This window comes from Acidobacteriota bacterium (assembly GCA_029861955.1).
In the GTDB taxonomy this organism is placed as follows: domain Bacteria; phylum Acidobacteriota; class Polarisedimenticolia; order Polarisedimenticolales; family Polarisedimenticolaceae; genus JAOTYK01.
Genome location: JAOTYK010000012.1, coordinates 111,027 through 133,361, shown reverse-complemented (window position 1 = coordinate 133,361; position 22,335 = coordinate 111,027). Strand labels below are relative to the sequence as shown.

The 22,335-nt window shown below is 64.5% G+C and carries 26 protein-coding genes; 11 read left to right on the top strand and 15 right to left on the bottom strand.

The window, feature by feature from the left end:
• Both OES25_08090 and ggt read right to left on the bottom strand, forming a co-directional pair.
• Positions 1 to 232: hypothetical protein (locus OES25_08090; protein MDH3627602.1), on the bottom strand; the 232-nt coding region annotated here is incomplete at its 3' end.
• The gene (ggt, locus tag OES25_08085) at positions 232 to 1,944 is read right to left on the bottom strand and encodes a gamma-glutamyltransferase (GenBank protein MDH3627601.1); all 1,713 of its coding nucleotides are present in this window, start codon (positions 1,942 to 1,944) and stop codon (positions 232 to 234) included. The genes OES25_08090 and ggt, both read right to left, overlap by 1 nt.
• A gap of 101 nt (positions 1,945 to 2,045) precedes the next feature.
• On the opposite strand from ggt, the gene OES25_08080 reads away from it, so the two are divergent.
• Positions 2,046 to 2,621, top strand: coding sequence for a TlpA family protein disulfide reductase (locus OES25_08080; protein MDH3627600.1), 576 nt, complete (start codon positions 2,046 to 2,048; stop codon positions 2,619 to 2,621).
• Positions 2,622 to 2,663: 42 nt separating this feature from the next.
• Entirely contained in the window at positions 2,664 to 3,185 is a 522-nt protein-coding gene (locus tag OES25_08075; GenBank protein MDH3627599.1) for a hypothetical protein, read from the top strand.
• Here OES25_08075 and OES25_08070 read toward each other — a convergent pair.
• From OES25_08070 to OES25_08035, 8 genes are read right to left on the bottom strand one after another with little or no spacing between them, the layout of a single operon-like run.
• A complete protein-coding gene (locus OES25_08070) occupies positions 3,182 to 3,331 on the bottom strand; it encodes a hypothetical protein (protein MDH3627598.1) in 150 nt (49 codons plus the stop codon). The genes OES25_08075 and OES25_08070 overlap by 4 nt on opposite strands.
• Before the next feature lies 1 nt (position 3,332).
• The gene (locus OES25_08065; protein MDH3627597.1) at positions 3,333 to 4,025 is read right to left on the bottom strand and encodes a cytochrome c biogenesis protein; all 693 of its coding nucleotides are present in this window, start codon (positions 4,023 to 4,025) and stop codon (positions 3,333 to 3,335) included.
• Positions 4,026 to 4,037: 12 nt separating this feature from the next.
• A complete protein-coding gene (locus tag OES25_08060) occupies positions 4,038 to 4,724 on the bottom strand; it encodes a heme exporter protein CcmB (GenBank protein ID MDH3627596.1) in 687 nt (228 codons plus the stop codon).
• A complete protein-coding gene (locus tag OES25_08055) occupies positions 4,724 to 5,425 on the bottom strand; it encodes an ABC transporter ATP-binding protein (GenBank protein MDH3627595.1) in 702 nt (233 codons plus the stop codon). The genes OES25_08060 and OES25_08055 overlap by 1 nt, the downstream gene beginning before the upstream one ends.
• On the bottom strand, positions 5,422 to 5,781 hold the full coding sequence (locus OES25_08050) for a hypothetical protein (protein ID MDH3627594.1): 360 nt from the start codon (positions 5,779 to 5,781) through the stop codon (positions 5,422 to 5,424). The genes OES25_08055 and OES25_08050 overlap by 4 nt, the downstream gene beginning before the upstream one ends.
• A complete protein-coding gene (locus OES25_08045) occupies positions 5,778 to 6,260 on the bottom strand; it encodes a cytochrome c-type biogenesis protein CcmH (protein ID MDH3627593.1) in 483 nt (160 codons plus the stop codon). Before OES25_08045 ends, OES25_08050 begins: the two co-directional genes overlap by 4 nt.
• Positions 6,247 to 8,490: a heme lyase CcmF/NrfE family subunit gene (locus tag OES25_08040; GenBank protein ID MDH3627592.1), complete on the bottom strand. Its 2,244-nt coding sequence runs from the start codon at positions 8,488 to 8,490 to the stop codon at positions 6,247 to 6,249. Before OES25_08040 ends, OES25_08045 begins: the two co-directional genes overlap by 14 nt.
• Positions 8,491 to 8,502: 12 nt before the next feature.
• A complete protein-coding gene (locus tag OES25_08035) occupies positions 8,503 to 8,970 on the bottom strand; it encodes a cytochrome c maturation protein CcmE (GenBank protein MDH3627591.1) in 468 nt (155 codons plus the stop codon).
• Positions 8,971 to 9,123: 153 nt separating this feature from the next.
• Between OES25_08035 and OES25_08030 the strand changes: the two genes are divergently transcribed.
• Positions 9,124 to 9,603: a transcription elongation factor GreA gene (locus OES25_08030; protein ID MDH3627590.1), complete on the top strand. Its 480-nt coding sequence runs from the start codon at positions 9,124 to 9,126 to the stop codon at positions 9,601 to 9,603.
• Here OES25_08030 and OES25_08025 read toward each other — a convergent pair.
• A complete protein-coding gene (locus OES25_08025) occupies positions 9,600 to 10,340 on the bottom strand; it encodes a glycosyltransferase family 2 protein (protein MDH3627589.1) in 741 nt (246 codons plus the stop codon). The two genes, OES25_08030 and OES25_08025, sit on opposite strands and share 4 nt — an antisense overlap.
• A gap of 58 nt (positions 10,341 to 10,398) precedes the next feature.
• On the opposite strand from OES25_08025, the gene OES25_08020 reads away from it, so the two are divergent.
• Both OES25_08020 and recG read left to right on the top strand, forming a co-directional pair.
• On the top strand, positions 10,399 to 11,307 hold the full coding sequence (locus OES25_08020) for a decaprenyl-phosphate phosphoribosyltransferase (protein MDH3627588.1): 909 nt from the start codon (positions 10,399 to 10,401) through the stop codon (positions 11,305 to 11,307).
• A 10-nt stretch (positions 11,308 to 11,317) separates the two neighbouring features.
• Positions 11,318 to 13,450, top strand: a complete 2,133-nt coding sequence (gene recG / locus OES25_08015; GenBank protein ID MDH3627587.1) for an ATP-dependent DNA helicase RecG — start codon at positions 11,318 to 11,320, stop codon at positions 13,448 to 13,450.
• Here recG and rho read toward each other — a convergent pair.
• Together rho and OES25_08005 are read right to left on the bottom strand one after the other, a co-directional pair.
• On the bottom strand, positions 13,447 to 14,679 hold the full coding sequence (gene rho, locus OES25_08010) for a transcription termination factor Rho (protein MDH3627586.1): 1,233 nt from the start codon (positions 14,677 to 14,679) through the stop codon (positions 13,447 to 13,449). The genes recG and rho overlap by 4 nt on opposite strands.
• 435 nt (positions 14,680 to 15,114) lie before the next feature.
• Entirely contained in the window at positions 15,115 to 15,771 is a 657-nt protein-coding gene (locus OES25_08005; GenBank protein ID MDH3627585.1) for a TIGR04282 family arsenosugar biosynthesis glycosyltransferase, read from the bottom strand.
• A 22-nt stretch (positions 15,772 to 15,793) separates the two neighbouring features.
• On the opposite strand from OES25_08005, the gene OES25_08000 reads away from it, so the two are divergent.
• The gene (locus OES25_08000; protein MDH3627584.1) at positions 15,794 to 16,360 is read left to right on the top strand and encodes a molybdenum cofactor guanylyltransferase; all 567 of its coding nucleotides are present in this window, start codon (positions 15,794 to 15,796) and stop codon (positions 16,358 to 16,360) included.
• Here OES25_08000 and pepD read toward each other — a convergent pair.
• Positions 16,357 to 17,835, bottom strand: coding sequence for a beta-Ala-His dipeptidase (pepD, locus tag OES25_07995; protein ID MDH3627583.1), 1,479 nt, complete (start codon positions 17,833 to 17,835; stop codon positions 16,357 to 16,359). The genes OES25_08000 and pepD overlap by 4 nt on opposite strands.
• 52 nt (positions 17,836 to 17,887) lie before the next feature.
• Between pepD and moaC the strand changes: the two genes are divergently transcribed.
• The 3 genes from moaC (at position 17,888) to OES25_07980 (ending at position 20,077) form a co-directional block, all read left to right on the top strand.
• Positions 17,888 to 18,373 carry a cyclic pyranopterin monophosphate synthase MoaC gene (moaC, locus tag OES25_07990; GenBank protein ID MDH3627582.1) on the top strand — a complete coding sequence of 162 codons (486 nt, stop codon included), beginning with the start codon at positions 17,888 to 17,890 and terminating at the stop codon, positions 18,371 to 18,373.
• 9 nt (positions 18,374 to 18,382) lie between these two features.
• On the top strand, positions 18,383 to 18,820 hold the full coding sequence (locus OES25_07985; GenBank protein MDH3627581.1) for a hypothetical protein: 438 nt from the start codon (positions 18,383 to 18,385) through the stop codon (positions 18,818 to 18,820).
• 69 nt (positions 18,821 to 18,889) lie between these two features.
• Entirely contained in the window at positions 18,890 to 20,077 is a 1,188-nt protein-coding gene (locus OES25_07980) for a PLP-dependent aspartate aminotransferase family protein (GenBank protein ID MDH3627580.1), read from the top strand.
• On the opposite strand, the gene OES25_07975 is transcribed toward OES25_07980, so the two are convergent.
• The gene (locus OES25_07975; GenBank protein ID MDH3627579.1) at positions 20,074 to 20,418 is read right to left on the bottom strand and encodes a divalent-cation tolerance protein CutA; all 345 of its coding nucleotides are present in this window, start codon (positions 20,416 to 20,418) and stop codon (positions 20,074 to 20,076) included. The genes OES25_07980 and OES25_07975 overlap by 4 nt on opposite strands.
• Before the next feature lie 156 nt (positions 20,419 to 20,574).
• On the opposite strand from OES25_07975, the gene eno reads away from it, so the two are divergent.
• The gene (gene eno, locus OES25_07970) at positions 20,575 to 21,885 is read left to right on the top strand and encodes a phosphopyruvate hydratase (GenBank protein MDH3627578.1); all 1,311 of its coding nucleotides are present in this window, start codon (positions 20,575 to 20,577) and stop codon (positions 21,883 to 21,885) included.
• Positions 21,886 to 21,897: 12 nt separating this feature from the next.
• On the top strand, positions 21,898 to 22,293 hold the full coding sequence (locus OES25_07965; protein ID MDH3627577.1) for a septum formation initiator family protein: 396 nt from the start codon (positions 21,898 to 21,900) through the stop codon (positions 22,291 to 22,293).
• The last annotated feature ends 42 nt before the right edge of the window (positions 22,294 to 22,335 follow it).

The window sequence follows — 22,335 nt, the reverse complement described above, 5'->3', positions numbered from 1 at the left end:
TGGGGGAGCGGTGGGTTAAGATATGACAGCCGACACCGTGAACCTCGCCACCGGCCTGGTGGGCCCCCAGGCTGACCGCCTCCATCACGCCGCCATAGCCCCCGCTGGCAACGGCGAATCCGCCGACGGTCAGCGCCTCCCCGAGCAAACGGGCACGCCGGTAAAGCGGGTCGTCGGGTTGCGCGGCGGAGCCACCGAAGACGGCGATGATCGGGCGTCGGGGTGTCGTCATCAATAACCTCGGGCAACGCCGTCGCGACGTGGGTCCGGTGCGCCGACCCACCGACCGTCCGCGTCGCGGACGATGGCGCCGACACTGCCGAAGCTGGTGTCGCGGATCACGATCTGATGGCCACGGTCTCGCAGATCTTGCAGGAGTGTGTCCGGGATCGACGTGCCGTCATGCGGCATCGTCTCGATCTGCAGCTGATCCGGCAGCCACTGGTGGTGCCAACGTTGGGCGGAGACCGCAGCCTCGATCGGCTGACCGCTGAGATGACGCAACAGCACCTGTAACACGGCGGTGATGATCCGCGAGCCACCGGGACTTCCCAGGACCATCCGTACCCGCTCATCGCCGTCCTCGACAACGACCGGTGTCATCGACGACAGCGGGCGACGACCGCCGGCCACCGCGTTGGCCTCGCCACCGATAAGACCGTAGAGGTTGGGCACGCCGGGCTGCAGCGCGAAGTCGTCCAGTTCGTTGTTGAGAAAGACACCCGTGCCGTCGGCGACGAAGCCCGTGCCATACCAGCGGTTGAGCGTGAGGGTCATGGCCACCGCTCGCCCCTCGGCGTCGGTGATGGACAGATGCAGGGTCTCGTCGTCATCGCCGGGCGGAGTTTCTATCGGCGCCCCATGGGTCACTCGATCCGACGGCGTCGCGTTCACGGGATCGATGTCGGCGATCCGTTCCTGCAGGTACCGGCGATCGGTCAGCCCGGCCAGGGGGACGTCGTAGCTGTCGGGGTCTCCCATCCAACGGGCACGATCGGCATAGGCACGACGACACGCCTCGACCTGCGGGTGGATCGCCACGCCGGCGAGGGGACCCTGCAGCTCCAGCATGCCGAGGATCTGTAGCAACACCGCTCCACCGCTGCTGGGTGGAGGGAAGGTCACGATGGAGAAGCCGCGATAGCTTCCACGCAGCGGTTCACGCTCCGTCGCACGGTAACCACGAAGGTCGTCGGCTTGCATCACGCCGCCGTGTCGCCGAACCGTTCGTGTGATCGCCCGTGCCACCGGCCCACGGTAAAAGCCGTCGGGACCCCGTCGTTGGATGCGACGCAGCGTCCGTGCAAGATCGGGCTGTGTCAGTGTCTGCCCCTCATCCAGTTGCAGCAGGGCATCGTTTTCCCGGTGTCGTTCCAGGTGGGTGACGCTCTTCGTGAGTGTCCCGGCCAGGAAGCGATCGACGACGAAGCCCTCGGTTGCAAGATCGATGGCCGGCTGCAGTAGTGCCTTCCACGGCCGGCTGCCCCAGCGACGGTGGGCCCCGTACAGGCCGGCGACGCTGCCCGGCACGCCCACGGCGAGACCGCTGTCGAGACTGAGACCGGCGATCACCTGACCCTGCTCGTCGAGAAACAGCTCGGGCGTCAGAGACTTGGGGGCGCGTTCGCGGAAATCCAGGGCGTGATGGTCGGCGTTCTCGTCCCGATAGAGCAGGAAGCCGCCACCGCCGATGGGGGCGGCCAGCGGATAGGTCACCGAGAGCATAAACGACGAGGCGACGGCGGCGTCGATGGCGTTGCCACCCTCTCGCAGGACACGGCGGCCGACCTCGGCGGCGTGGAGCTCCGGGGCCACGACCATGCCTGCCGGGGCGGTGGCCGGGTGACCGACCGCGGGGTCTGCTCCGGCGACGACGGGGCCGGAAAAGAGGAGGACGACGACGATGAGAAGCGTCCACGATCCTGGAACAAAACGGGGGGGCAACGGGTTCTCCAGATGAGGCACGATGTGCCGTCCACGACGTAGCTTGATACCATAGATGGACGCCTGATCGCCTCCCGAGAGGATGACGGCAAGGAGGAGTGATGGCCCGCATGATGTCCCACAGATCTCGATGCTTCTGGACGGCAGTCTCCTTCCTTCCGCTGCTCCTGCTCGTCGCAGGCTGCGGCACGGCCGCGTCGGACTTCGACGCGGGCTCGCTGGCCTCGGCGCCCGGCATGACCAAGAGCGGTGAGTTCGCCATCGCGCCGGACTTCCGTGTCCGCGATCTGGATGGCAACGTCGTGCAGCTCGTCGACACGACGGGCGACGTGCGGTTGATCGTCTTCTGGGCCACCTGGTGCCCGCCGTGTAGAGAGGAGATCCCGCTCCTCAACGATCTCCACACCCAGTACGGCGAGGACGGACTTCATATCCTGGCCATCTCCGACGAGAGCGAGTCGGTGCTGCGAGCCTTCGCAAAGCAGCACGAGATGATCTACTCCAACCTGGTCGACGACGGCGAGGCCTACGAGTTGTACCGTCCGCCGGGCCTGCCGATGGCCCTGCTGGTGGACGGCGACGGCCGGATCCGGGACACCTTCAACGGCAAGACCCCGCGACGGGCGCTAGAGCCGAAGATCCGCGAGCTTCTGAATCTGCTGCCGCTCAGCAGTTAGCGGCCGCTTTGCTCCGGGCCGTCTCCGGCCTATATTTCCGACGTGTCCTTACGTGGTCTATCTCCGCAATCGCGGACGCTGATCTTCCTTAGCGTATTCGGCATCGGTGCGGTCATTGCCCTGGGCATGATGGCGCATCGCTATCAGGCGCTGGTTGACGCGCGGGAGGCGCCTCGGGCTTCGCCGGTCGCAGAGACGCCGGGCGGACCCGCGATCGTCCGCGTGCCACCGGCCGCGGATGCGACGGAGGACCAACGGGTCGCCTTCGAGTTCGAGGGATACCTGGCCGTCCGCGAGGGGCTGTGGGAGTTGCTGACCACGGGCGGTGGCGTGCCGCCTTCAAGGGTCGATCCTCGACGGCTCAGCGCGTTGCAGTCGGCCCGGGACGGGTTGCTGCGCCAGCAGGCGGTCAGCGATCGACAGTATGCCGACGTGCGTGCCGGCTATCGGATGTGGCTACTGGATCCCGACCGGGTCGGCTCGAGCCTGGCGGAACAGTTCGATCGGCATCGTCGGCGGTTGGCCGCTTGCGATCTGGGTGGCTACGAGATGTCGGATCTCTAGTGGGAGTCCGAGCTCTCCAGCCTGGATTCGATCTCACCAAGCCGACGATCGACCTTCTTCATGCCGGACAGCGCCAGCAGCAGATAGCCCGCCAGCAACAGCCAGAACGTCGCGTACGCCCAGAACAGGAATGAATAGGTCTTCACGTTAACCTCGCTCGTCGAGCTGCTCGACACACGCCGCCAGTCGTTGGCGTATCGATAGCGTGCGCGACCGCATCCAGACAAGTAAACAGAACAACAACAACATCGCCAGGATCGACATGACGAACGGATACTGCATCTCCGTGGCCAATCCCTCACGCTGGTTGGGACCGAACACCGTCGGATGCTGGCCACGCCACCATTCCACCGCCTTACGGATGACGAAGACATCGACACCGGCAACGATCCCGACCACCGCCGCGAGACGGGCACCAAGATCGTCGTCCCCGGCGTAACGCCGCACCATCAGTGCGGCGACCAACAGGATCCACAACACCAGCGTTGTGGTGAGTCGGGCCTCCCAGGTCCACCAGGTTCCCCATGCGGGGCGGGCCCAGATCGGACCGGTGATCAGCACGATAGTGGCGAACAGTAACGCGGACTCGGTGGCGGCCCGTGACATGTTCTCGAAGACCTGGCGACGGGTCCACAGGTAGGCGATCGATCCCACGATCATGACGAACACGCCGAGGTAGATCATCATCGCCGACGCGACGTGGAAGTAGAACACCTTCTGGACGGCGCCCATGACCTTCTCTTCCGGCGCAAGTACGAAGACCTGCCAGAGCGCGTAGATCATCGTGACCGTGGTGACGGCCCACAGAGAGTACAGCGCGACATAGCGATTGGATTTCACGATGGCCTCGACTCAGTCCTGGAGAATGAACTCGAAGGTCGCCAGGGCGACGAACACGTAGAGCATATCGAATCCGGCGCCCATAAGGAGCCAGTGTTGGTAGGTTTCGAGGGCGTCGCCGGAGAGGACGGCCCCCGTGCAGCGGATGCCCGAGAGCAGCAGCGGGGTGATGGCGGGGAACAACAGGGTGGCCAGGAGCGCCTCACCACGGTCCAGACGGGCCACCACGCCGGAAAACAGCGTCCCCAGGACGGTGAACCCGAAGCCGTGCAGCGCGATCACGCCGACAAGCGGGCCCAGATGGGCCGCGAGGGGGTAGTCGTAGAGCAGCGCCGCCAGCGGCATGGTGACGGCCAGCAAGACCGTCAGCTGTACCAGGCCGGCCACCAGCTTGCCCAGATAGACCGCCGTCCCGGCGGCGGGGCTGACGGCCAACGCCAGGAGGGTGTCCCGGCGTCGTTCCATCAACATCGATCGCGAGAGGGCAACGACGGTCATGAACGCTATCAGGGTCCAGAGCACTCCGGGAAGGAGTTGCTCCTGCGTCGTGGGGGAGGCGTCGCCCAGCGCGAACGCAAATTGAAAGACGACCAGAACGATCAGGGCGAAGACCAACGAGCCGACCGTCCGGTCGAGGGTTCGCCACTCTGTCAGCAGATCCTTGCGGGCGATGGTCCAGATGCAGCGGAGCTCGTGCATCAGGCGGGACTCCCGGCGTGCAGCCGCCTGCGAAGCTCTTCGTAGGCCGCGTCGTCGCCCTGGCCCTGCAGGTCCAGACGACCGCGACGGAGGAACAGGAACTGGTCGCAGAGCTCCTTGCCCTTGTCGAGATCGTGCCCGACCATCACCATCGAGCCGCCCTCTCTGACATAGTCAAGCAGCAGTCGGCTCATGCTGGCTGCGGCGGCCGGGTCGAGGCCGGTGAACGGCTCGTCCAGGAGTAAGAGATCGGGACGATGGATCAACGCGCGGGCGATCGACAGCCGCTGTAGCATACCGCGGGAGTAGCCGGCGACGGGATCCTCGGCGCGTAACGTCAGGCCGACCGTTTCGAGCAACTGCGGGATGCGGGTCGAGAGATCGCGGGTCCCGTAGATCGTCCCGAAGAAACGAAGGTTCTCGACCGCCGTCAGCTCGTCGTAGAGCAGCGTCTGATGGGAGAGCAGCCCGATCCGCGGTCGGATCCTGGCGGCATCCTTGCGGGCGTCCAACCCGAACAGACGTAACTCGCCCGAGCGGGGACGGAGCGCCAGGGTCAGCAGTCGTAGCAGGGTCGTCTTGCCGGCTCCGTTGGGTCCGAAGACCGCCAGCGCGTGACCGGGCGAGAGCGTGAACCCCACGTTGTCGAGCGCGCGACGTGAGCCATAGTCCCGGCGGAGGCCCTGGGCCTCGATGATCACGTTTCGCTGGACGTCGCGCCGGGGTGGGGGAGGGTACGGGTCCGCTTCTCCACTTCCACCGCATGCTGCGCCTGTAGCTGATCCAGCTCACGCATGACCTCCAGGGTCTCCCGAGTCAGCTGCGCGTGGAGGGTGTCGTGGTCCGCCTTGTCGATCTTGTCGCCGGCCAGGTCGTCTTCCAGGTCGCGGATCGACGCGACGAGCATCGCCTGCCGGGACTCCAGCGTTCGGGCCTGGGACAGCCGCTCGGCATCGATGGCCGAGCGCGGTCGACCGCCTCGGAGGAGCGGTTGCACGACGTAGAGCGCGACCACGAGGAAGAGCACGAGCAAGAAAATTATGACGGTCGGGCTCATTCGGCATCCTTGACCGCGTCACGCAGTCGCTTCATGTAGGGATCGTCCTCATCGGGTAACGCGAGGACCTCCTGCTGAGGGCCGGAGGGTGTCGCGACAGTTCGGCGTTGCATCTTGCGGATGACCACGATCAGGATCGAACCCGAACCCAGCAACAACACAAGCGGCAGCAGCCAGGGGATCAGGTTGAATCCGGTTGCGACCGGAGCGATACGGATCTGGTCGCCGTTGAGCTCGACGTAGTGCTCGATGATCTCGTCGCCGGTCATGCCGCCGCCCGCCATCTCGCGCATCTCGCCACGCATCTCGGCGGCACGGCCACAGGAGCAGGCATCCACCGACTGCGGATGGCAGCCGCAGTCGCAGAGGATGGTTTCGCTGGCCTCCTGGAAGTGGGTGTCGATCTCCGGTGTCTGGGCCGAGGTCAGGCCGATCAGCAGCAAGACCACGCCGATGGCGAGTCCTCTAGGCCACCGCACGGTCTTCGAGCTCCATGGCGGCTTCCAGTCGCTTCTTCTCGCGAGCGTCGGGAAGGACGGTCACGATCGCGCCCAGAATAAACACGAGCCCACCGAGCCAGAGGAAGTTGACCAGCGGATTGACGAAGACACGGAAGCTTGCACGACCGCTGCCGGGATCGACCCACAACGGGATCACGTAGAAGTCCTCGGCGATCCGGGTGCCGGCCAGAGGGGACAGCGTGCGATAGATACCGACCTCGGTGGACGGTGTCTTGACCTCGCGTCTGACGCGCTGTTCGAGTTCTGCGATCAGCGAGTAAAGCGCATGGACGCCTTCCTGGTATCGATCCGAGCCTGCCTCACCCAGGGCGCGGACCGTCAGGAACGCCTCGCGTAGCTCGGGGATCTGCATATTGGGATGGAAGCGCTGCGACGAATGGAGCGACCCGATCAGTGTTCCGTCGTTCCGGTCGAACAACGTCACCTCGGCGACGGCACCGATGTGGTCGTCGACCACCTCGAGATGGAGGCTGTCGTACCGCATGAGGTAATCCTCGATGGCCAACGCCTCGCCGATCTCGAGCTCTCGTCGGATCTCCTGCTGGTGGGCCGACGACGCGGCGATGCCGATGAAGACCAGGACCATGCCGACGTGGACGATGTAGCCACCGTAACGACGCTGGTTGGCCATGATCATCGCCCGCAGGGCCGTCCACGGCGTCTCGTCGTAACGCTTCCGACGCACACGCAGGCCACGCAAGTACTCCTGCACCACGGTGGCGACGACGAAGATGCCGATGGCGTAGGTCAGGGCCGGGTAGAAGCCCTTCAGCTCGTCGAAGACCAGATAGACGTCGGCCGACGCGATAGCACCGCCGATCTCGCGAGCCGCGCGACCGAACGCCGCCCGTTCCACGATGACGGAGAACGCAAGACCGAGCATGCCGATGATCACGGGCCAGCGGAAGTTTCGCGAGAGATTGCCGCGGCTGGTCTTGCGCCACGCGATCAGCGGTCCGATCCCCGTCAGCGTCAGCAGGGCCAGGGCCCAGGGGATGTTGACCAGGTTGAAGATCGGCGGACCCATCGTGACCTTCCGGCCGGTGACCGCCTCGGAGATCATCGGGAAGGTCGTCAGCAACAGGACGGTCACGGCGATCCCGACCAGCACGAGGTTGTTGAACAGGAACGTCGACTCGCGGGACATCACCGATTCCAGTCGTCCCTCGCTGCGGAGGTCGGGCAGTCGCACGATCAACAGCACGAGCGACCCGACGAACAGCAGGATCAGGAACCAACCGAACGCGGGGCCGATGCCCGACGTGGTGAACGAATGGACCGAGCTGATGATCCCGCTACGGGTCAGGAAGGTCCCGAAGATCGAGAGACAGAAGGTCAGCATCACCAGAAGGACGTTCCAGACCTTCAGCATGCCTTTCTTTTCCTGGATCATCACCGAGTGCAGGAACGCGGTGCCGGTCAGCCAGGGCATCAACGAGGCGTTCTCTACGGGATCCCAGGCCCAGTAGCCACCCCAGCCCAGTTCGATGTAGGCCCAGTAGGAGCCAAGCAGCACGCCGGTACCCAGGAAGAACCACGCCATCAGTGTCCAGCGACGCGTGGTGCGGAACCAGAGATCGCCGGTCCGTCGCGTGATCAACGCGGCGACACCGAACGCGAACGGAATGGTGAACGCCACGTAACCCATGTAGAGGGTCGGTGGGTGGATCATCATCCAGTAGTTCTTCAGCTGCGGGTTGAGACCGACGCCGTCCGGTCGAAAGGCGTCGCTCATGGCGAACGGCGGCTCGATGAAATTAAGAAGATAGAGGAAGAAGGCCATGATGACGGCGACGACGGCGGTGGCCCAGGGCATCAGCGCACGGTTGCGGTGACGATTGGTGGCGACCATCACCCACCCCATCACACCGAGGATGACGACCCACAGGAGTAGGCTGCCGGCCTGGCTGCCCCAAAGGGCGCCGATCTTGTAGGGCAACGCCTGGGAGGTGTTGGAGTAACCGTAGACGACGTCCAGGCGGAAGTCGTTGGCGAGATAGCCGGCGATCAGGCAGAAGGCCGCGACGGTACACAGGGAGGCCGCGGCGATCAATGCCCGTTCGGCGCTGCGTTGGAGTGCGGGGCGCGACGTCGACGCGCTGAGGACGGAGGCGATGGTGGCCCAGATCGTCGAGACCAGCGCGAACGCCAGACCATAGTGACCGAGATAGATCGTCAGGTCGCGCAAGGTTTCAGGATCCTAGGGCTGTAATTGGGAGACGTCGACAGCCTCGGGAGCGAGGACCTCGGGTTCGTAATCTTCCGGTGTCGTGTACTCGTCCGACACTTCGTACTTGGAGGGACACTTGGCCAACAGCTTGTGGGCGTCGAACTCGTTCTGGTCGCTCATCGAACCCTGCACGACCACGTCGGCTCGATCGACGAACGTATCGGGAATGATCCCGTGGTAGCTGACCGTCATGACGCTGACGCCGTCGGTCATCGTAAAACGCACATCCTGACCCGAAGTGAACCGTTCGATGGAGCCCTCGACGACCTTTCCGTTCACGCGAAAGTCGCTCTCCGTGGCGCCCTCGGCGAGATACTCGGTGACGGTCATGTAGTAGGCCATACCGCCGGGGCGATTCATGCCGACCATGATCAGGAATGCCAGGGAGAGGAAAACCCCGGCGCCGATTACTACAAACTTGATTTTGCGCATCTCCATGACAGTCATGGTAGAGAGAGGCGGCTCCGGTGTCAACGAAAGCGGTCGCTCAAAGCGGCGTTCAGCGGAGCATGGGGGTACATTGTCTGTAATCGCCGTTAGCGGTAGATTGTGGGCCCGGTCACCCCGAACCACCGACAGGATGGGACGACGATGCGAAAGATCATCGAGAAGCTCGAATCGGAACTGCGCCCCCTCGAGCACGAGCTGCGCATCGAGCTGCCCCGCGAGATCAAGACGGCGGTTGCCATGGGGGATCTCAAGGAGAACGCGGAATACCACGCCGCGCTGGAACGGCAGTCCTTCGTGCGGGCACGGATCGGTCAACTTCGTGAGCGGCTGTCGGCGGTCAGTTCATTGACCGTGAGCGCCATCCCCGAGGGCAAGGTCGGACTGGGATCGACGTTGACGGTGGAAGACCTGGACACCCAGGAGGAGAGTACCTACCAGCTGGTGTTCCCGGAGTTGGCGGATCTCGATAAAGGGCTGCTGTCGGTCGCCTCACCCATCGGCAAGGCGTTGCTGGGTAAAGAAGAGGGCGACGAGGTCGAGATCCAGATCCCCAGCGGTCTCAAGCGAATGGAGATCCTGGAACTGAAGACCGCCCACGGCGCAGACGACGACGACGTCTAGACCCGCTGCCGGAAGATCGTGTAGAGGATCTTGATGCCGGCCCGCACGGTCCCCGAGAGGGTCCCGGTAATCTTTGACTGACCGACCCGCCGACGATACGAGACGGGGACCTCGGCGTAACCCAGACCGCGGCGCGCGGCCTTGACCTGCATCTCCACCGTCCAGCCGAAATCCCGATCCCGCATCTCCAGAGCTTCGAGGGCCTTCCAGCGGATGGCGCGGAACGGACCCAGGTCGGTCATCGAGACACCGTACAGGTGACGGATCAGGAACGTCGCCAGCCAGTTGCCGAAGCGCGCCTGTGGGAGCAGGGCTCCGGGCTCCGCCTCGCCGAGGGTCCGCGACCCGATCACCAGGTCGGCCTCGTCATCCAGGATCGGCTTCAATAGCGACTCGAGCTGTTGTGGATGATCGGAGTGGTCGCCGTCGATGAAGACGACAATGTCGGGGTGGGGCGGGCGATCGCGGATGTAGGCCAAGCCGGCCAGGCAGGCGCTTCCGTACCCGCGTTGTTCCTCGTGGATGACGGCACCGCCATGCTCCCTGGCCACGTTGGCGGTCCGGTCGGTGGAGCCGTTGTCCACCACGATCCGTTGGCGGAGGGTGTGATTCGGGAGATCGACGAGGACCCGGCCGATCGCCTGCTCCTCGTTAAACGCCGGGATGACGACATCCACGCGAATCGGTTGCGGATCGGCAAACAGCGCGCCCTGCCGCGAAGAGGATTGCTTCGTCATCAAGATGGAGGCTGTTCTATCATAACGGCGGCCAGCAAGAAGGAGTCGATCTCACATCATGACCGCGAACGCACCGACGCAGGCATCCGTGTTGATCGAACTCTGGCGGGGAATGCGGCCACGTCATTGGACGAAGAACATCTTCATCTTCGCGCCGCTTGTCTTCGCCCGCGAACTGACGACGACCCCGTACCTGAGTCTTGTCGCAATGGGTTTTGTCGTCTTCTGCGCGCTGACCTCCGGCGTCTATCTGCTCAACGATCTGGTCGATCGTGAGAAGGATCGTGCCCATCCCGTCAAGCGGCATCGACCGATCGCCGCGGGGCGACTATCGGTGCCGATGGCACAGGTGGCGGTCTTCGCGCTGACGCTGGTCGCGCTGGTCGGCGCCGGTTGGCTCAGCCTGCGATTTACCTACGTCGCGGTCGCCTACCTGTTGTTGAACCTGGCCTACTCCACCTGGCTGAAGCGTGTCGTCATCGTCGACGTCATGGTCGTTGCCACGGGATTCCTGCTGCGGGCCTGGGCCGGGGCGGTGCTCATCGACGTCAAGCTCTCCCATTGGCTGTTGCTCTGCACGGGGCTGGTGGCGATGTTCCTCGGCTTTGTCAAGCGCCGTCAGGAGTTGGTGGCGCTTCAGGGAATGGACGCGTCGGACCAACGACCGATCCTGCGTGAGTACTCGCTGCCGTTTTTGGACCAGATGATCGCGACGGTGACCGCCTGTACGGTGCTGGCCTATGCGCTCTACGCGTTCTCCGACGAGGTGACGGCGCGGATCGGCTCGCCGTGGATGGGCGCCACCGTCCCGTTCGTGCTGTTCGGCATCTTTCGCTATCTGTACCTGGCCCACCAACGTGACCAGGGAGAGAATCCCACGGAGATCGTGACTCGAGACGCCGGCATGGTCGCGACAGTCATCCTCTGGGCGCTGACGGTGCTGTACGCGCTCTACGCGGGCGCCTGAGTCGGGCATCGTGCTTCGCGGCGAGTCCAGGCTGGAGAATCTGGGTAAGGAGATCGGTCTACCGTACCGACAGGTGAAGGCCGTCGGCGCTGCGGGCCTCGAGACCGTCGAGGACCTCTTGCTCTACCTCCCGTTTCGTTACGAGGATCGCCGTCGATTCGAAACGCTGTCCGGTCTGGTCGTGGACGGTCCGCCGGCGACGCTCTCCGTGGTCGTGGCAAGCACCAAGTTGATCCGAACCCGTCGTCGCGGGTTCAGCATCTTCGAGGCCATGCTGGAGGACGAGTCCGGCAAGCGACGTGCCGTCTGGTACAACCAGCCCTTCCTCGCGCGCGTCATCAAGGAGGACGATCGCCTGCTGGTCTTCTGTCGTGCCAGCAAGGGTCGTTACAAGGATCCGATCCTCGAGAACCCCGACTACGAGAAGCTGGACGACGAGGCCGACGAGACCGAGCGGGGGATCCACACCGGGCGCATCGTGCCGGTCTATCGCAAGCTCGGCACGCTGACCTCCAAGGCTCTCCGCCACATGGTCCATCGGGTGCTGGACTCCCTCGACGCGGATGGGCTCCCCGATCGTGTCCCCGATGAGATCCGACGTCGCGCGGGTGTGTGGGGTCGTGGTCGGGCGATCCGCCAGATCCACTTTCCGGACGCGGACACGCCGATGCTCCGTCTCGACGATCACTCGACCGAGGCCCAGCGGGCGCTCGCCTTCGAGGAGGCGTTCCTCTTGCAGGCGGCGTTGCGGTTGCGACAGATCGGTGTCTGCGAACGGAAGCGCGGGATTGCCTACGAGGTGACCGACGCCCTACGGGGCCGACTGGCCCGGCTGTTGCCGTTCAAGTTGACCGACGCCCAGAAGCGGGTCCTGCAGGAGATCGGCGCCGATCTTCGTCGTCCGCATCCGATGCATCGGTTGTTGCAGGGGGACGTGGGCTCGGGCAAGACGATCGTCGCCTTCCTGGCGTTGCTGGTTGCGGTCGACAACGGATTCCAGGGCGCACTGATGGCGCCGACCGAGATCCTCGCCGAGCAACACTTCCGGAACCTCCACAAGCTGCTGGCGGACAGTGAGTTGGATGTCGAGATCGTCTTCGTCAGCGGTTCGCTGAAGGCTGCCGGCCGACGAGCGGCACGGGCCAAGATTGCCGACGGTGTCGCTCGGCTGGTGGTGGGCACCCACGCACTGTTCGTCGAGGGGTTGGAGTTTCAGAATCTGGGGTTGGCCGTCATCGACGAGCAACACAGGTTCGGCGTTCGCCAGCGCGCGGCGCTGACGGGGAAGGGTGGCGAGCCCGACCTGCTGGTGATGACGGCGACACCGATCCCGCGATCGTTGGCGTTGACGTTGTATGGCGACCTGGATATCTCGGTCATCGACGAACTGCCCCCCGGACGGACACCGATCCGAACCGTGGTTCGATTGGAGGAGGATCGACCGAAGGTCCTCGAGGGGATCGCGTCGCAGATCGCCGAAGGTCGGCAGGTCTACATCGTCGTGCCACGGGTCGAGGAAGACGACCGTAGTGAATTGAAGGCCGTCGAGGCGACGGCCCGCGAGTTGCGGCGGGGACCGCTCGGCAAGGTGTCGATCGCCACACTCCACGGTCGCATGGCGGCGGATGAGAAGGACGAGGTCATGACGGCATTCCGCGACGGGACGACGGAGATCCTGGTGGCGACGACGGTGATCGAGGTCGGTGTCGATGTCCCCAACGCAACGGTGATGGTCGTCGAGCATGCCGAGCGCTTCGGACTATCACAGCTCCACCAATTACGGGGTCGTGTCGGAAGGGGATCCAGCCGTTCGTTCTGCGTGTTGATGGTGGGTGGCGACCACCCGGGCGTCGAGGCCCGTGAGCGGCTGTCGATCATGGCGGAGACCCAGGACGGTTTTCGTATCGCCGAACGCGATCTGCAGATTCGCGGTCCGGGGGCGGTCTTCGGCACGCAACAACATGGCGCCAGCGACCTGCAGTTCCTGGCGGACATCCTGCGCGCGCCCGAGCTGCTGGAGACGGCCCGGCGCGAGGCGCGGGCCCTCGTCGATCGGGAGGGCGGCGAGCAGGAGACGCAGGACCTCCTGGACGGGCTGAGTCCGATCTGGCACAAGCGTCTGGAGCTGGGGAGCGTCGGCTAGGAGGTGGGTGCCTGCATCATCCGCAGGAACTCCTCGTTGGATTCGGTCTTGGCGAGCTTGTCGATCAACAGCTCCATGGCCTCGACCATCGACATCTGGTTGAGGATCTTTCGCAGGATCCAGACCTTGTTGAGGGTCTCGGCGCCCAGCAGGAGTTCCTCCTTGCGGGTTCCGGAGCGTTCGATATCGATGGCGGGGAAGACACGGCGATCGACCAGTTTGCGATCGAGGATGATCTCCATGTTGCCGGTACCCTTGAACTCCTCGAAGATCACGTCGTCCATTCTTGAGCCGGTGTCGATCAACGCGGTCGCGCAGATCGTCAACGATCCGCCCGCTTCCAGGTTTCGCGCCGCGCCGAAGAAGCGCTTCGGTCGCTGGAGCGCGTTGGCGTCGATACCACCGGAGAGGACCTTGCCCGACGGCGGCTGCACCGTGTTGTAGGCCCGTGCAAGACGGGTGATGCTGTCCAGGAGGATCACGACATCCTTGCCGTGCTCGACCAGACGCTTGGCCTTCTCGATGACCATCTCCGCCACGTGAACATGTTGTTGCGCGGGCTCGTCGAAGGTTGACGCCACGACCTCGCCCTTCACCGAACGCTGCATGTCGGTGACCTCTTCCGGTCGTTCGTCGATCAACAGAACGATCAGGTAGGCCTCGGGATGGTTGGCCGTCACCGAGTTGGCCAACGACTGTAGCAGCATGGTCTTACCGGTGCGGGGCGGCGCGACGATCAGTCCGCGTTGCCCCTTCCCGATCGGGGTCAACAGATCCATGATACGGCCGGAGACGTTGCCGGCGTCCACCTCGAGGTGCAGTTGCTCTTCCGGGTAGAGCGGCGTGAGGTTGTCGAAGAAGATCCGCTCACGGATCCGATCGGGGTCGTCGAAGTTGACGGCCAGGACCTTGATCAGCGCGAAGTAGTTCTCGTCCTCCTTCGGAGGGCGAACCTGACCGGAGACCGTATCGCCGGTCGTCAGGCCGAAGCGCTTGATCTGAGAGGGGGAGATGTAGATGTCATCGGGACCGGGCAGGTAGTTGTAGTCCGGATGCCGAAGGAAGCCGTAGCCGTCCTGCAGGATCTGCAGCACGCCCTCGGCGAAGACGAGGCCGCTCTGCTCGGACTCGGCCTTCATGATCTCGAAGATCAGCTCCTGCTTACGCATGTGGGTGGCGCCCTCGATGCCGAGGGTCTTGGCCGCACTGGACAGCTGCTTGCTGTCCATGCGGTAGAGCGTGTTGAGGTCGACGGCGTCACTGGACTTCTTGGCGTCCGCCGAGATCACGTCGCTCTCCATCGGCTTCGTTGGCTCCGTCGGCTTCGTCGGCTCCGTCGGCTCCGTCAGTTCGACCGCGACGGTTTCCTCGACGGCCTTGACCGCCTCGAGGGTCTCGCCGTTGGTTTCCTTCTTGGCCTTCGAAGAAGACGCACGGGGGCTGCGCTTCTTCGTCGTGGTCTTGCTTGCACGTCGAGGACGACGGGTACCGCTCTTCTCTTCAGCCATTTCGGCTCCAGCTACGCCCGGCGAAAAGATTCGCCGATGGGTCTAGACGTGAGTTACGAAGGAATCAATTGAGATGATGAAGTGGGGGTCATGCAGCGAGGGTGAAAACCTCCGACTGCTTGCCGGAAAACTATACCACGGGCACTCTTTGGCCGTCTAGCGAAACCACTCGTCCGGGAATCCTCGCACGACCTGAGTCGTCGCCGGTGCGCGCTCCGAGATTTCGGGGTGCCGGAGCGCCGCGTGGAGGCGACGCAGTCCCTCGACGTCATCGACGTCGAAACCGGTGGGCAGGATCGTGTGAGTGAGCCGGGAGGAGATCAGACGATCCCTCGTCTCCGCGAAGACACGGTCGCCGCCCCAGGGGATACCGACGAACAGCTCGGGGAGATGGCGTCGTGTGCCCAGGAGGACATAGCCGCCGTCCTCGGCCGCGGCGACGACGCCGTCGTCCCCGCCGTCGAGCGTGTGAAATGCCCGGCGGATCGTCTCGTCGGCAAGGGTCGGCGCGTCGGTGGCGATCGCGACGACCGGACCCCGTCCTGCGTCGTGCAGTCGCTCGAACGCACGGGCCAGTCGGGTGCCCAGATCGCCCTCGCCCTGCAGCGTGCAGTCCATGTCGTCGTAGGCCACGGGGACGTCGGAGCACACCTCGGGGCGAGCGACGTCACTCAATCTGCGCAAGCGGAGCACCTGGTCTGCGAGGAAGGCACCGTAGAGCGTCGTCGCCTGTGACGGAGTCAGCGGCGGGATCAGACGCGTCTTCACGCGACCGGGGCGAGGTCGCCTGGTGAGCAGCAGTAGGGTCGGCATCCCACGAGTCTATAATGACTCCATGATCGGCGTAGTTCTGGCAGGTGGGCGTGGGGAACGGCTCGGTCAGCCGAAGGCGGATCTGATCCTCGACGGTCGCACCCTGACGCAACGTTCGGCGGAGACGCTCTGGCCGCGTTGTCAGGATGTCCTCGTCTCGGTGCAGGCCGGTCAGGAAGTCGCCGCGACGTTCACGACGGTTCCCGATGAGGGGCCGGCGGGATGTGGACCGCTGGCGGGGATTGCCGCGTGCTTCGATGTCAGCGGTCAGTCGGACCTGCTTGTACTGGCCTGCGACTACCCTCGGGTCGATGGGGCGTTCCTCGATCGCTTGCTGGAGCAGGCACGGCCGGACGCCAGTGTCGTGTTCCCGACGGATCAGAAGGGGCGGGATCATCCCCTGGTGGCGATCTGGCGTCGGGATGCGGCGGCGATCGTGCAGGCGGCGGTGGACGAGACGCGCTACAAGGTGCGCTCGATCCTTCGTGAACTGGAAGTCCAGCGGATCGCGATCTCGACGCTACAACCTCAGCGCGACGATATCCTGCTGAACGTCAATCACCCTCAGGACTGGCAGCAGGTCACCTAGCTCTCCGTCTTTCCGAAGCGATGCAACGCGCGACGGAGAGCCTCCCAGAAGCGTGCCACCGAGGGGATCGAGACCCGCTCGTCCGGGGAGTGTGCATGTCGGATGGTCGGCCCGAAGGAGACCATCGCCACACCCGGGATCCGCTCCGCCAGGAGTCCACACTCGAGACCGGCGTGGACCGCGGTGACGGCGGGCGTGTCCCCGTTGGACAACTCCGTGTAGACATCCCGCAAGACTGCAAGCGCCTGAGAATCCAGGTCCGGCTGCCAACCGGGATAGGAGTCGGTCAGCGCGACGCCGAACCCCGCCAGATCCGCACAGGAGGCGATCTGTTGCAGGACACCGTCCCGAGCCGACTCGAGGCTGCTGCGTGAACTGGCGACGGCCTCCATCTGCGGGCCCTCGACCCGCACGATGGCGACGTTGTTGGAGGTCTCCACGAGTCCGGGGATCTCACGGCTCATGGCCAGGACCCCGTTGGGGAGTGCAAGCAGCAACGACATCAGGCGTCGACGATCGGCGTCGGTCAAAACATCGGGATGGGTGCAGGCGCTGGCGCCGCTGCAGATGACGGACCAGTCCTTCTCGGGACCCGCGTACTGCTCGCGCAGGGCGACGGCGGCGGCCTCCATGCAGCGGATCGCATCGGCCGCCCGGTCGCGATGGACGGCGATGGCGGCGCTGGCCTCGCGGGGGATGGCATTGCTCAGGCCGCCACCGGTCAGCGTGTGTAGCGCCCAGGGAATCTCGGCCTCATCGAGGCTGCGCAGGCTGCGGCTCAACAGGATGATCGCGTTACCACGGTTGTCGCAGATATCCATTCCCGAGTGGCCACCGCGAAGCCCCCGCACGTCGACCGTGATGGTCACGTCGTCGTCAGCCGGTGCAACCCGCTCCGAGTCGCTCTGTAACAGGCTATCCGCGCCGCCGGCGCAGCCGATGTAGAGGATCCCTTCATCCTCGGAGTCCAGGTTGAGCAGAAGACGGCCGGATAGCAGCGAACCGTCGAGCCCGGCGGCACCGGTCAGCCCCGTCTCCTCGTCGACGGTAAACAGCAGCTCCAGCGGTCCGTGGACCACGGTCTCGTCGACGGCGGCGGCCATGGACGCGGCCACGCCGATACCGTTGTCCGCGCCGAGTGTCGTTCCCTCGGTGACGACCCAGTCGCCATCGATGATGGCCGGGATCGGGTCCTTGTGAAAATCATGACCGGTGTCGCCGTTCTTCTCACACACCATGTCGAGATGGGACTGCAGGATGACCGTCGGGGCGTCCTCGTGTCCGGGGCTTCCGGGGACGCGCACGACCAGGTTACCGGTCTCATCGCTCTTGCATTCGAAGCCGTGGTCGGCGGACCAGTCGCGGATCCAACGGACGATGCGTTCCTCATGCTTCGAGGGTCGAGGTAACGTCAGGATAGTGGCGAAGTGGCTCCAGAGGGAGCGCGGCTCCGTTGCGGCGATAGCTGGATTCATCTGGTGTATCCTCAGTGTTCGGGGCAAGGCGGACAGTATAGGTGGCGATCCGGTGGATGAGAAACTGACCCACGTGGACAAGGACGGGCGAGCCCGCATGGTGGACGTCGGCGATAAGCCGGTGACCCGTCGAGTGGCGATCGCCGAGGGTCGGGTCTCCATGTCCGCCGAGGCGTTTCGGCAGCTCGAGGAGAATCGGCTGGCCAAGGGGGACGCCCTGGCCGTGGCCCGACTTGCGGGGATCCAGGCGGCCAAGCGAACGTCCGACTGGGTGCCGTTGTGCCACAGCATCCCGCTGAACGAGGTCGTCGTCGACTTCGTTCTGGATGCCGACACCTCTGCCGTGGTCGTGACCGGCCGTGCCAGCGCGGACTGGACGACCGGTGTGGAGATGGAGGCCCTTGTCGCGGTGAGTGCGGCCTGTCTTGCGATCTACGACATGACGAAGGCGGTGGATCGCGGGGTCGAGATCGGCGGCGTGCACCTACTAGAGAAGAGCGGCGGCCGAAGCGGCCACTGGACACGGTCGCCGCTGTAAGGAGTCTCGATGTGTCGCTTCCTTTCGGTTCTGATCGCGACATCGCTGGTTGTGCTTTGCACGGCCGCGGCCGACCCACTCCATCTCACAGGCCCGTTCGATCATCGTGATCCCATCGAGATCCGCGAGACCGATGGCAACGGAATCCGAATCGATCAGCTGCGCTTCCGGCTTCCGGCCACCGTCGGTGGCTCCCATTCCCGGGTCGGTGGCGAGATCGCGGTGGACATCCTTGTCTCCAACACCTCCGACGCCACGACACGGATCGGTCTGGTGGTGGCCCTGTTCGACGGGGAACAGCATCTCCTGGGCGCGGCGACGGGTGGCAGCCGCCTACGGGGGCTGAAGCCGGGGAGGGCCCGCACCTACCGACTGGTCTTCGACGACGTCAATGACCGCGCCTATCAGGCTGCGCAGTTTCGATTGACGCTCGAGTCTCATCGATAGATTTCGGACCCTTGCGGAGGTGCCGGGAGACCGGTATCTCTAGTGGACACCCCCAAGGAGATTGAAGTCATGGCAAGGTCGAAGGGACGCGGCAACAAGAAGAACGACCAGCGACCGTCGACCCAGGTGGTCCACGGCGGACAGGAGCCCGATCCGCTGACCGGCGCGGTCATGCAACCGGTCTACCTGACGTCCACCTATCGGCAGCCCGGATTCAACGAGGGGTGGCCGTTCGACTACGCGCGGACGATCAACCCGACCCGTAGCGCGCTCGAGCGAAACCTGGCCGTCCTCGAGGGCGGTCTCGAGGCCCGCTGCTTCGCGTCGGGCATGTCCGCGATCCACGCCGTCCTGCAACTCCTGGAGTCCGGCGATCATGTCATCGTCTCGCGGAATGTCTACGGCGGAACGTATCGACTGTTCGAGGGGCTGCTGCGGCAGTTCGGTCTGGACTTCACGTGGGTCGATACGCGGGACCTGAAGGCCATCGAGGGTGCGCTGCAGCCCAACACCAAGATGCTGTACGTCGAGACACCCACCAACCCGACCCTGGAGTTGACGGACCTCAGGCGGGCCGCCGCGATCTCGCGCAAGCATCGCCTGCGCTTCGTCGTGGACAACACGTTCATGAGCCCGATGTTGCAGCGGCCGTTGGACCTCGGCGCGGACATCGTGGTCCATTCCACGACCAAGTTTCTCAACGGCCACAGCGACAGCATCGGCGGTGCCGTCATCAGCACCGACAAGAAGGACGCCGAACGGCTGAGCTGGCTGCAGAACAGCATCGGCGCCATCCTCTCACCAATGGACAGCTTCCTGATCCTTCGCGGGATCAAGACCCTCTCGCTGCGGATGGAGCGACACGAGGCCAGCGCACGCAAGATCTCCGCGTGGATGGATGCCGACCCGCGGATCGAGCATGTGGTCTATCCCGGCCTGAAGCATCATCCCCAGCATCGCCTGGCCCGTCGGCAGATGAAGGGCTTCGGCGGCATGATCTCGTTCGACCTGAAGACCCAGGCCCGCGCCAAGAAGTTCCTCGATCGACTGCAACTCTGCGCGTTGGCCGAGAGTCTCGGTGGCGTCGAGTCCCTGGTCTCTCATCCGGCTTCGATGACCCACGGAGCGGTTCCCGCCGCCGATCGCAAGCGGATAGGTGTGACGGACGGGCTCTGCCGGATCTCCGTCGGCGTCGAGGATGTGGACGATCTGCTGGACGATCTGGATCGGGCGCTCGGCTCCAAGCGCCGACGCTAGCTCGCCGGCCCGCTGGAGCACTGCTCCGCAAGCCATGACAGGTAACGAGGCTCGCCGTCGTCGATGTGGACCACCAGAAACTCCGGCAGGTCGTAGGTGTGGTGCTCGGTCAGCAGCCGCTGAACCTCGTCCACGTTGTCCGCGGTCGTCTTGATCAACAGCAGCACCTCGGCCTCTTCCTGAAGTTCACCCTGCCAGTGGTAGTGGGAGCACATTCCCGGGAGCACGTTGACACACGCCGCGACCTTCGCGGTGACGAGGGTCCGCGCGAGATCTCGGGCCTGCGTGGCCGTTCCGGCCGTCGTGAGGATCAATCGGAAGGCGGATGGGTTTGTCGTCACGGTGTCTCCTTCGGGGTCGTCAGTTTAGCAAGAGACGAACGTAGGGCGAACAGTCTCTATCTGACTGAAAACACGGATGTTCCTTGTTGAGGGCCGACGACGTGTGCGTTATCATCGCAGGGGACTTTGTCGACTTAATAGAGCCGGATTCCAGCCATGCAAAGAGAGAGCGGAAGGATCCACGACATTGTCGCCCGGGAGGTCCTGGACTCCCGCGGTAACCCCACCGTAGAGGTCGATGTCGTCCTCGATAGTGGCGTTGTCGGACGCGCGATGGTCCCCTCGGGCGCATCGACGGGTGTCAGAGAAGCCCTCGAACTTCGTGACCGCACGAAGAAACGTTACGGAGGCAAGGGCGTCCAGAAAGCCATCCGTCACATCCACGACACGATCGCGCCGGCCCTCGTCGGTCTCGAGGTTCACCATCAGGTGTTCATCGATTCCACGATGCTCGAGTTGGACGGCACGGAGAACAAGTCGAAGCTGGGTGCCAACGCGACACTCGGCGTGTCGATGGCCGTGGCTCACGCCGCAGCGGATTCTACGGGTACGCCGCTCTATCGCTACCTGGGTGGCTGTCACGCGCGGGACCTTCCGGTTCCGATGATGAACGTGCTGAACGGCGGCGCTCATGCCGACAACAACGTCGATGTGCAGGAGTTCATGGTCGTTCCCGTGGGCGCTTCCACATTCTGCGAGGCGTTGCGTTGCGGTGTGGAGATCTACCACGCGCTCAAGGCGGTGTTGAAGAAGGCCGGTCTCAGCACGGCCGTCGGCGACGAGGGCGGTTTCGCGCCCAACCTGAAGAGTAACGAGCAGGCACTGGAGGTGCTCTGTCAGGCCATTCAGAAGGCCGGCTACAAGACCGGTAAGGATGTCGTGCTGGCGCTGGACGTTGCGGCGTCCGAACTCTACGCACGGGGGCGGTACACGCTGGCCGCCGAGAAGAAGCCGAACAAGAGTCGCGAGGAGCTGGTCAAGATCTACGAGTCGTGGGCCCGACGTTACCCGATCGCCTCCATCGAAGATGGGATGGCGGAGGGGGACTGGAAGGGCTGGAAGCTGCTGACCGACGCGATCGGTGATCACGTTCAGATCGTCGGCGACGACCTCTTCGTCACCAACGAGACCATTCTCGCCGAGGGGATTCGCAAGGGCGTCGCCAACAGCATCCTGATCAAGCTGAATCAGATCGGTACGGTCACGGAGACGTTGAACACGATTCATCGCGCGTTGCGGGCTAGTTATACCTGCGTCGTCTCCCACCGTAGCGGCGAGACCGAGGACAGCACGATCGCCGACCTGGCGGTCGCTCTCAATCTCGGACAGATCAAGACCGGCGCGCCGGCCCGCGGCGAGCGGACCGCCAAGTACAACCAACTCATTCGCATCGAGGAGGAGTTGGGGGACGACGCACGTTATCCGGCGGCCTCGGTGTTCCCGAATTTCAACTGGAAGCGACGTTAGAACCGTGATCGCATGAGTACAAGAGACGACGAACAAAAGAACGCCCCACCGGCGCGATTCAATCGCCGCCTGATTCCGATGGCGCTCGTCGGGCTGTTCCTTGCGGGGTCGTTGTCCGCGATCTTCGGGGACGACGGTTACCTCGAGCTGGGTCGCCTCCGACGTGCCTGTCGAAACGTTCAGGGCGAACTGGATCGGCAGGAGGTGCGGAACGCGACCCTCGCCCGGGATATCCAGAGGCTGCAGAACGAGCCCTCGGCCCGCGAGCGGATCGCCCGCGAACGGCTGGGTTACGGGCGCGACGGCGAGGTCCAGTTTCTGCTACCGCGGGCCGCGCGTAGTGGGACGGATCATGCCCCTACCGCAGCACGCCCGCTGGGTCCGTCAGCACTCCGTGGGAACCCTTGATGGCCGTTGGGGATCTGCTATACTCCCGCTTCCCGTACGCCA

What these genes read in the sequence shown, in the direction of transcription:
- OES25_08080 (MDH3627600.1), top strand. Translation starts at nt 2,046, where the DNA reads ATGGCCCGCATGATGTCCCACAGATCTCGATGCTTCTGGACGGCAGTC.
- OES25_08060 (MDH3627596.1), bottom strand. Translation starts at nt 4,724, where the DNA reads ATGCACGAGCTCCGCTGCATCTGGACCATCGCCCGCAAGGATCTGCTG.
- OES25_08050 (MDH3627594.1), bottom strand. Translation starts at nt 5,781, where the DNA reads ATGAGCCCGACCGTCATAATTTTCTTGCTCGTGCTCTTCCTCGTGGTC.
- OES25_08035 (MDH3627591.1), bottom strand. Translation starts at nt 8,970, where the DNA reads ATGGAGATGCGCAAAATCAAGTTTGTAGTAATCGGCGCCGGGGTTTTC.
- OES25_08030 (MDH3627590.1), top strand. Translation starts at nt 9,124, where the DNA reads ATGCGAAAGATCATCGAGAAGCTCGAATCGGAACTGCGCCCCCTCGAG.
- OES25_08025 (MDH3627589.1), bottom strand. Translation starts at nt 10,340, where the DNA reads ATGACGAAGCAATCCTCTTCGCGGCAGGGCGCGCTGTTTGCCGATCCG.
- OES25_08020 (MDH3627588.1), top strand. Translation starts at nt 10,399, where the DNA reads ATGACCGCGAACGCACCGACGCAGGCATCCGTGTTGATCGAACTCTGG.
- rho (MDH3627586.1), bottom strand. Translation starts at nt 14,679, where the DNA reads ATGGACAGCAAGCAGCTGTCCAGTGCGGCCAAGACCCTCGGCATCGAG.
- OES25_08005 (MDH3627585.1), bottom strand. Translation starts at nt 15,771, where the DNA reads ATGCCGACCCTACTGCTGCTCACCAGGCGACCTCGCCCCGGTCGCGTG.
- OES25_08000 (MDH3627584.1), top strand. Translation starts at nt 15,794, where the DNA reads ATGATCGGCGTAGTTCTGGCAGGTGGGCGTGGGGAACGGCTCGGTCAG.
- pepD (MDH3627583.1), bottom strand. Translation starts at nt 17,835, where the DNA reads ATGAATCCAGCTATCGCCGCAACGGAGCCGCGCTCCCTCTGGAGCCAC.
- OES25_07985 (MDH3627581.1), top strand. Translation starts at nt 18,383, where the DNA reads ATGTGTCGCTTCCTTTCGGTTCTGATCGCGACATCGCTGGTTGTGCTT.
- OES25_07980 (MDH3627580.1), top strand. Translation starts at nt 18,890, where the DNA reads ATGGCAAGGTCGAAGGGACGCGGCAACAAGAAGAACGACCAGCGACCG.
- eno (MDH3627578.1), top strand. Translation starts at nt 20,575, where the DNA reads ATGCAAAGAGAGAGCGGAAGGATCCACGACATTGTCGCCCGGGAGGTC.
- OES25_07965 (MDH3627577.1), top strand. Translation starts at nt 21,898, where the DNA reads ATGAGTACAAGAGACGACGAACAAAAGAACGCCCCACCGGCGCGATTC.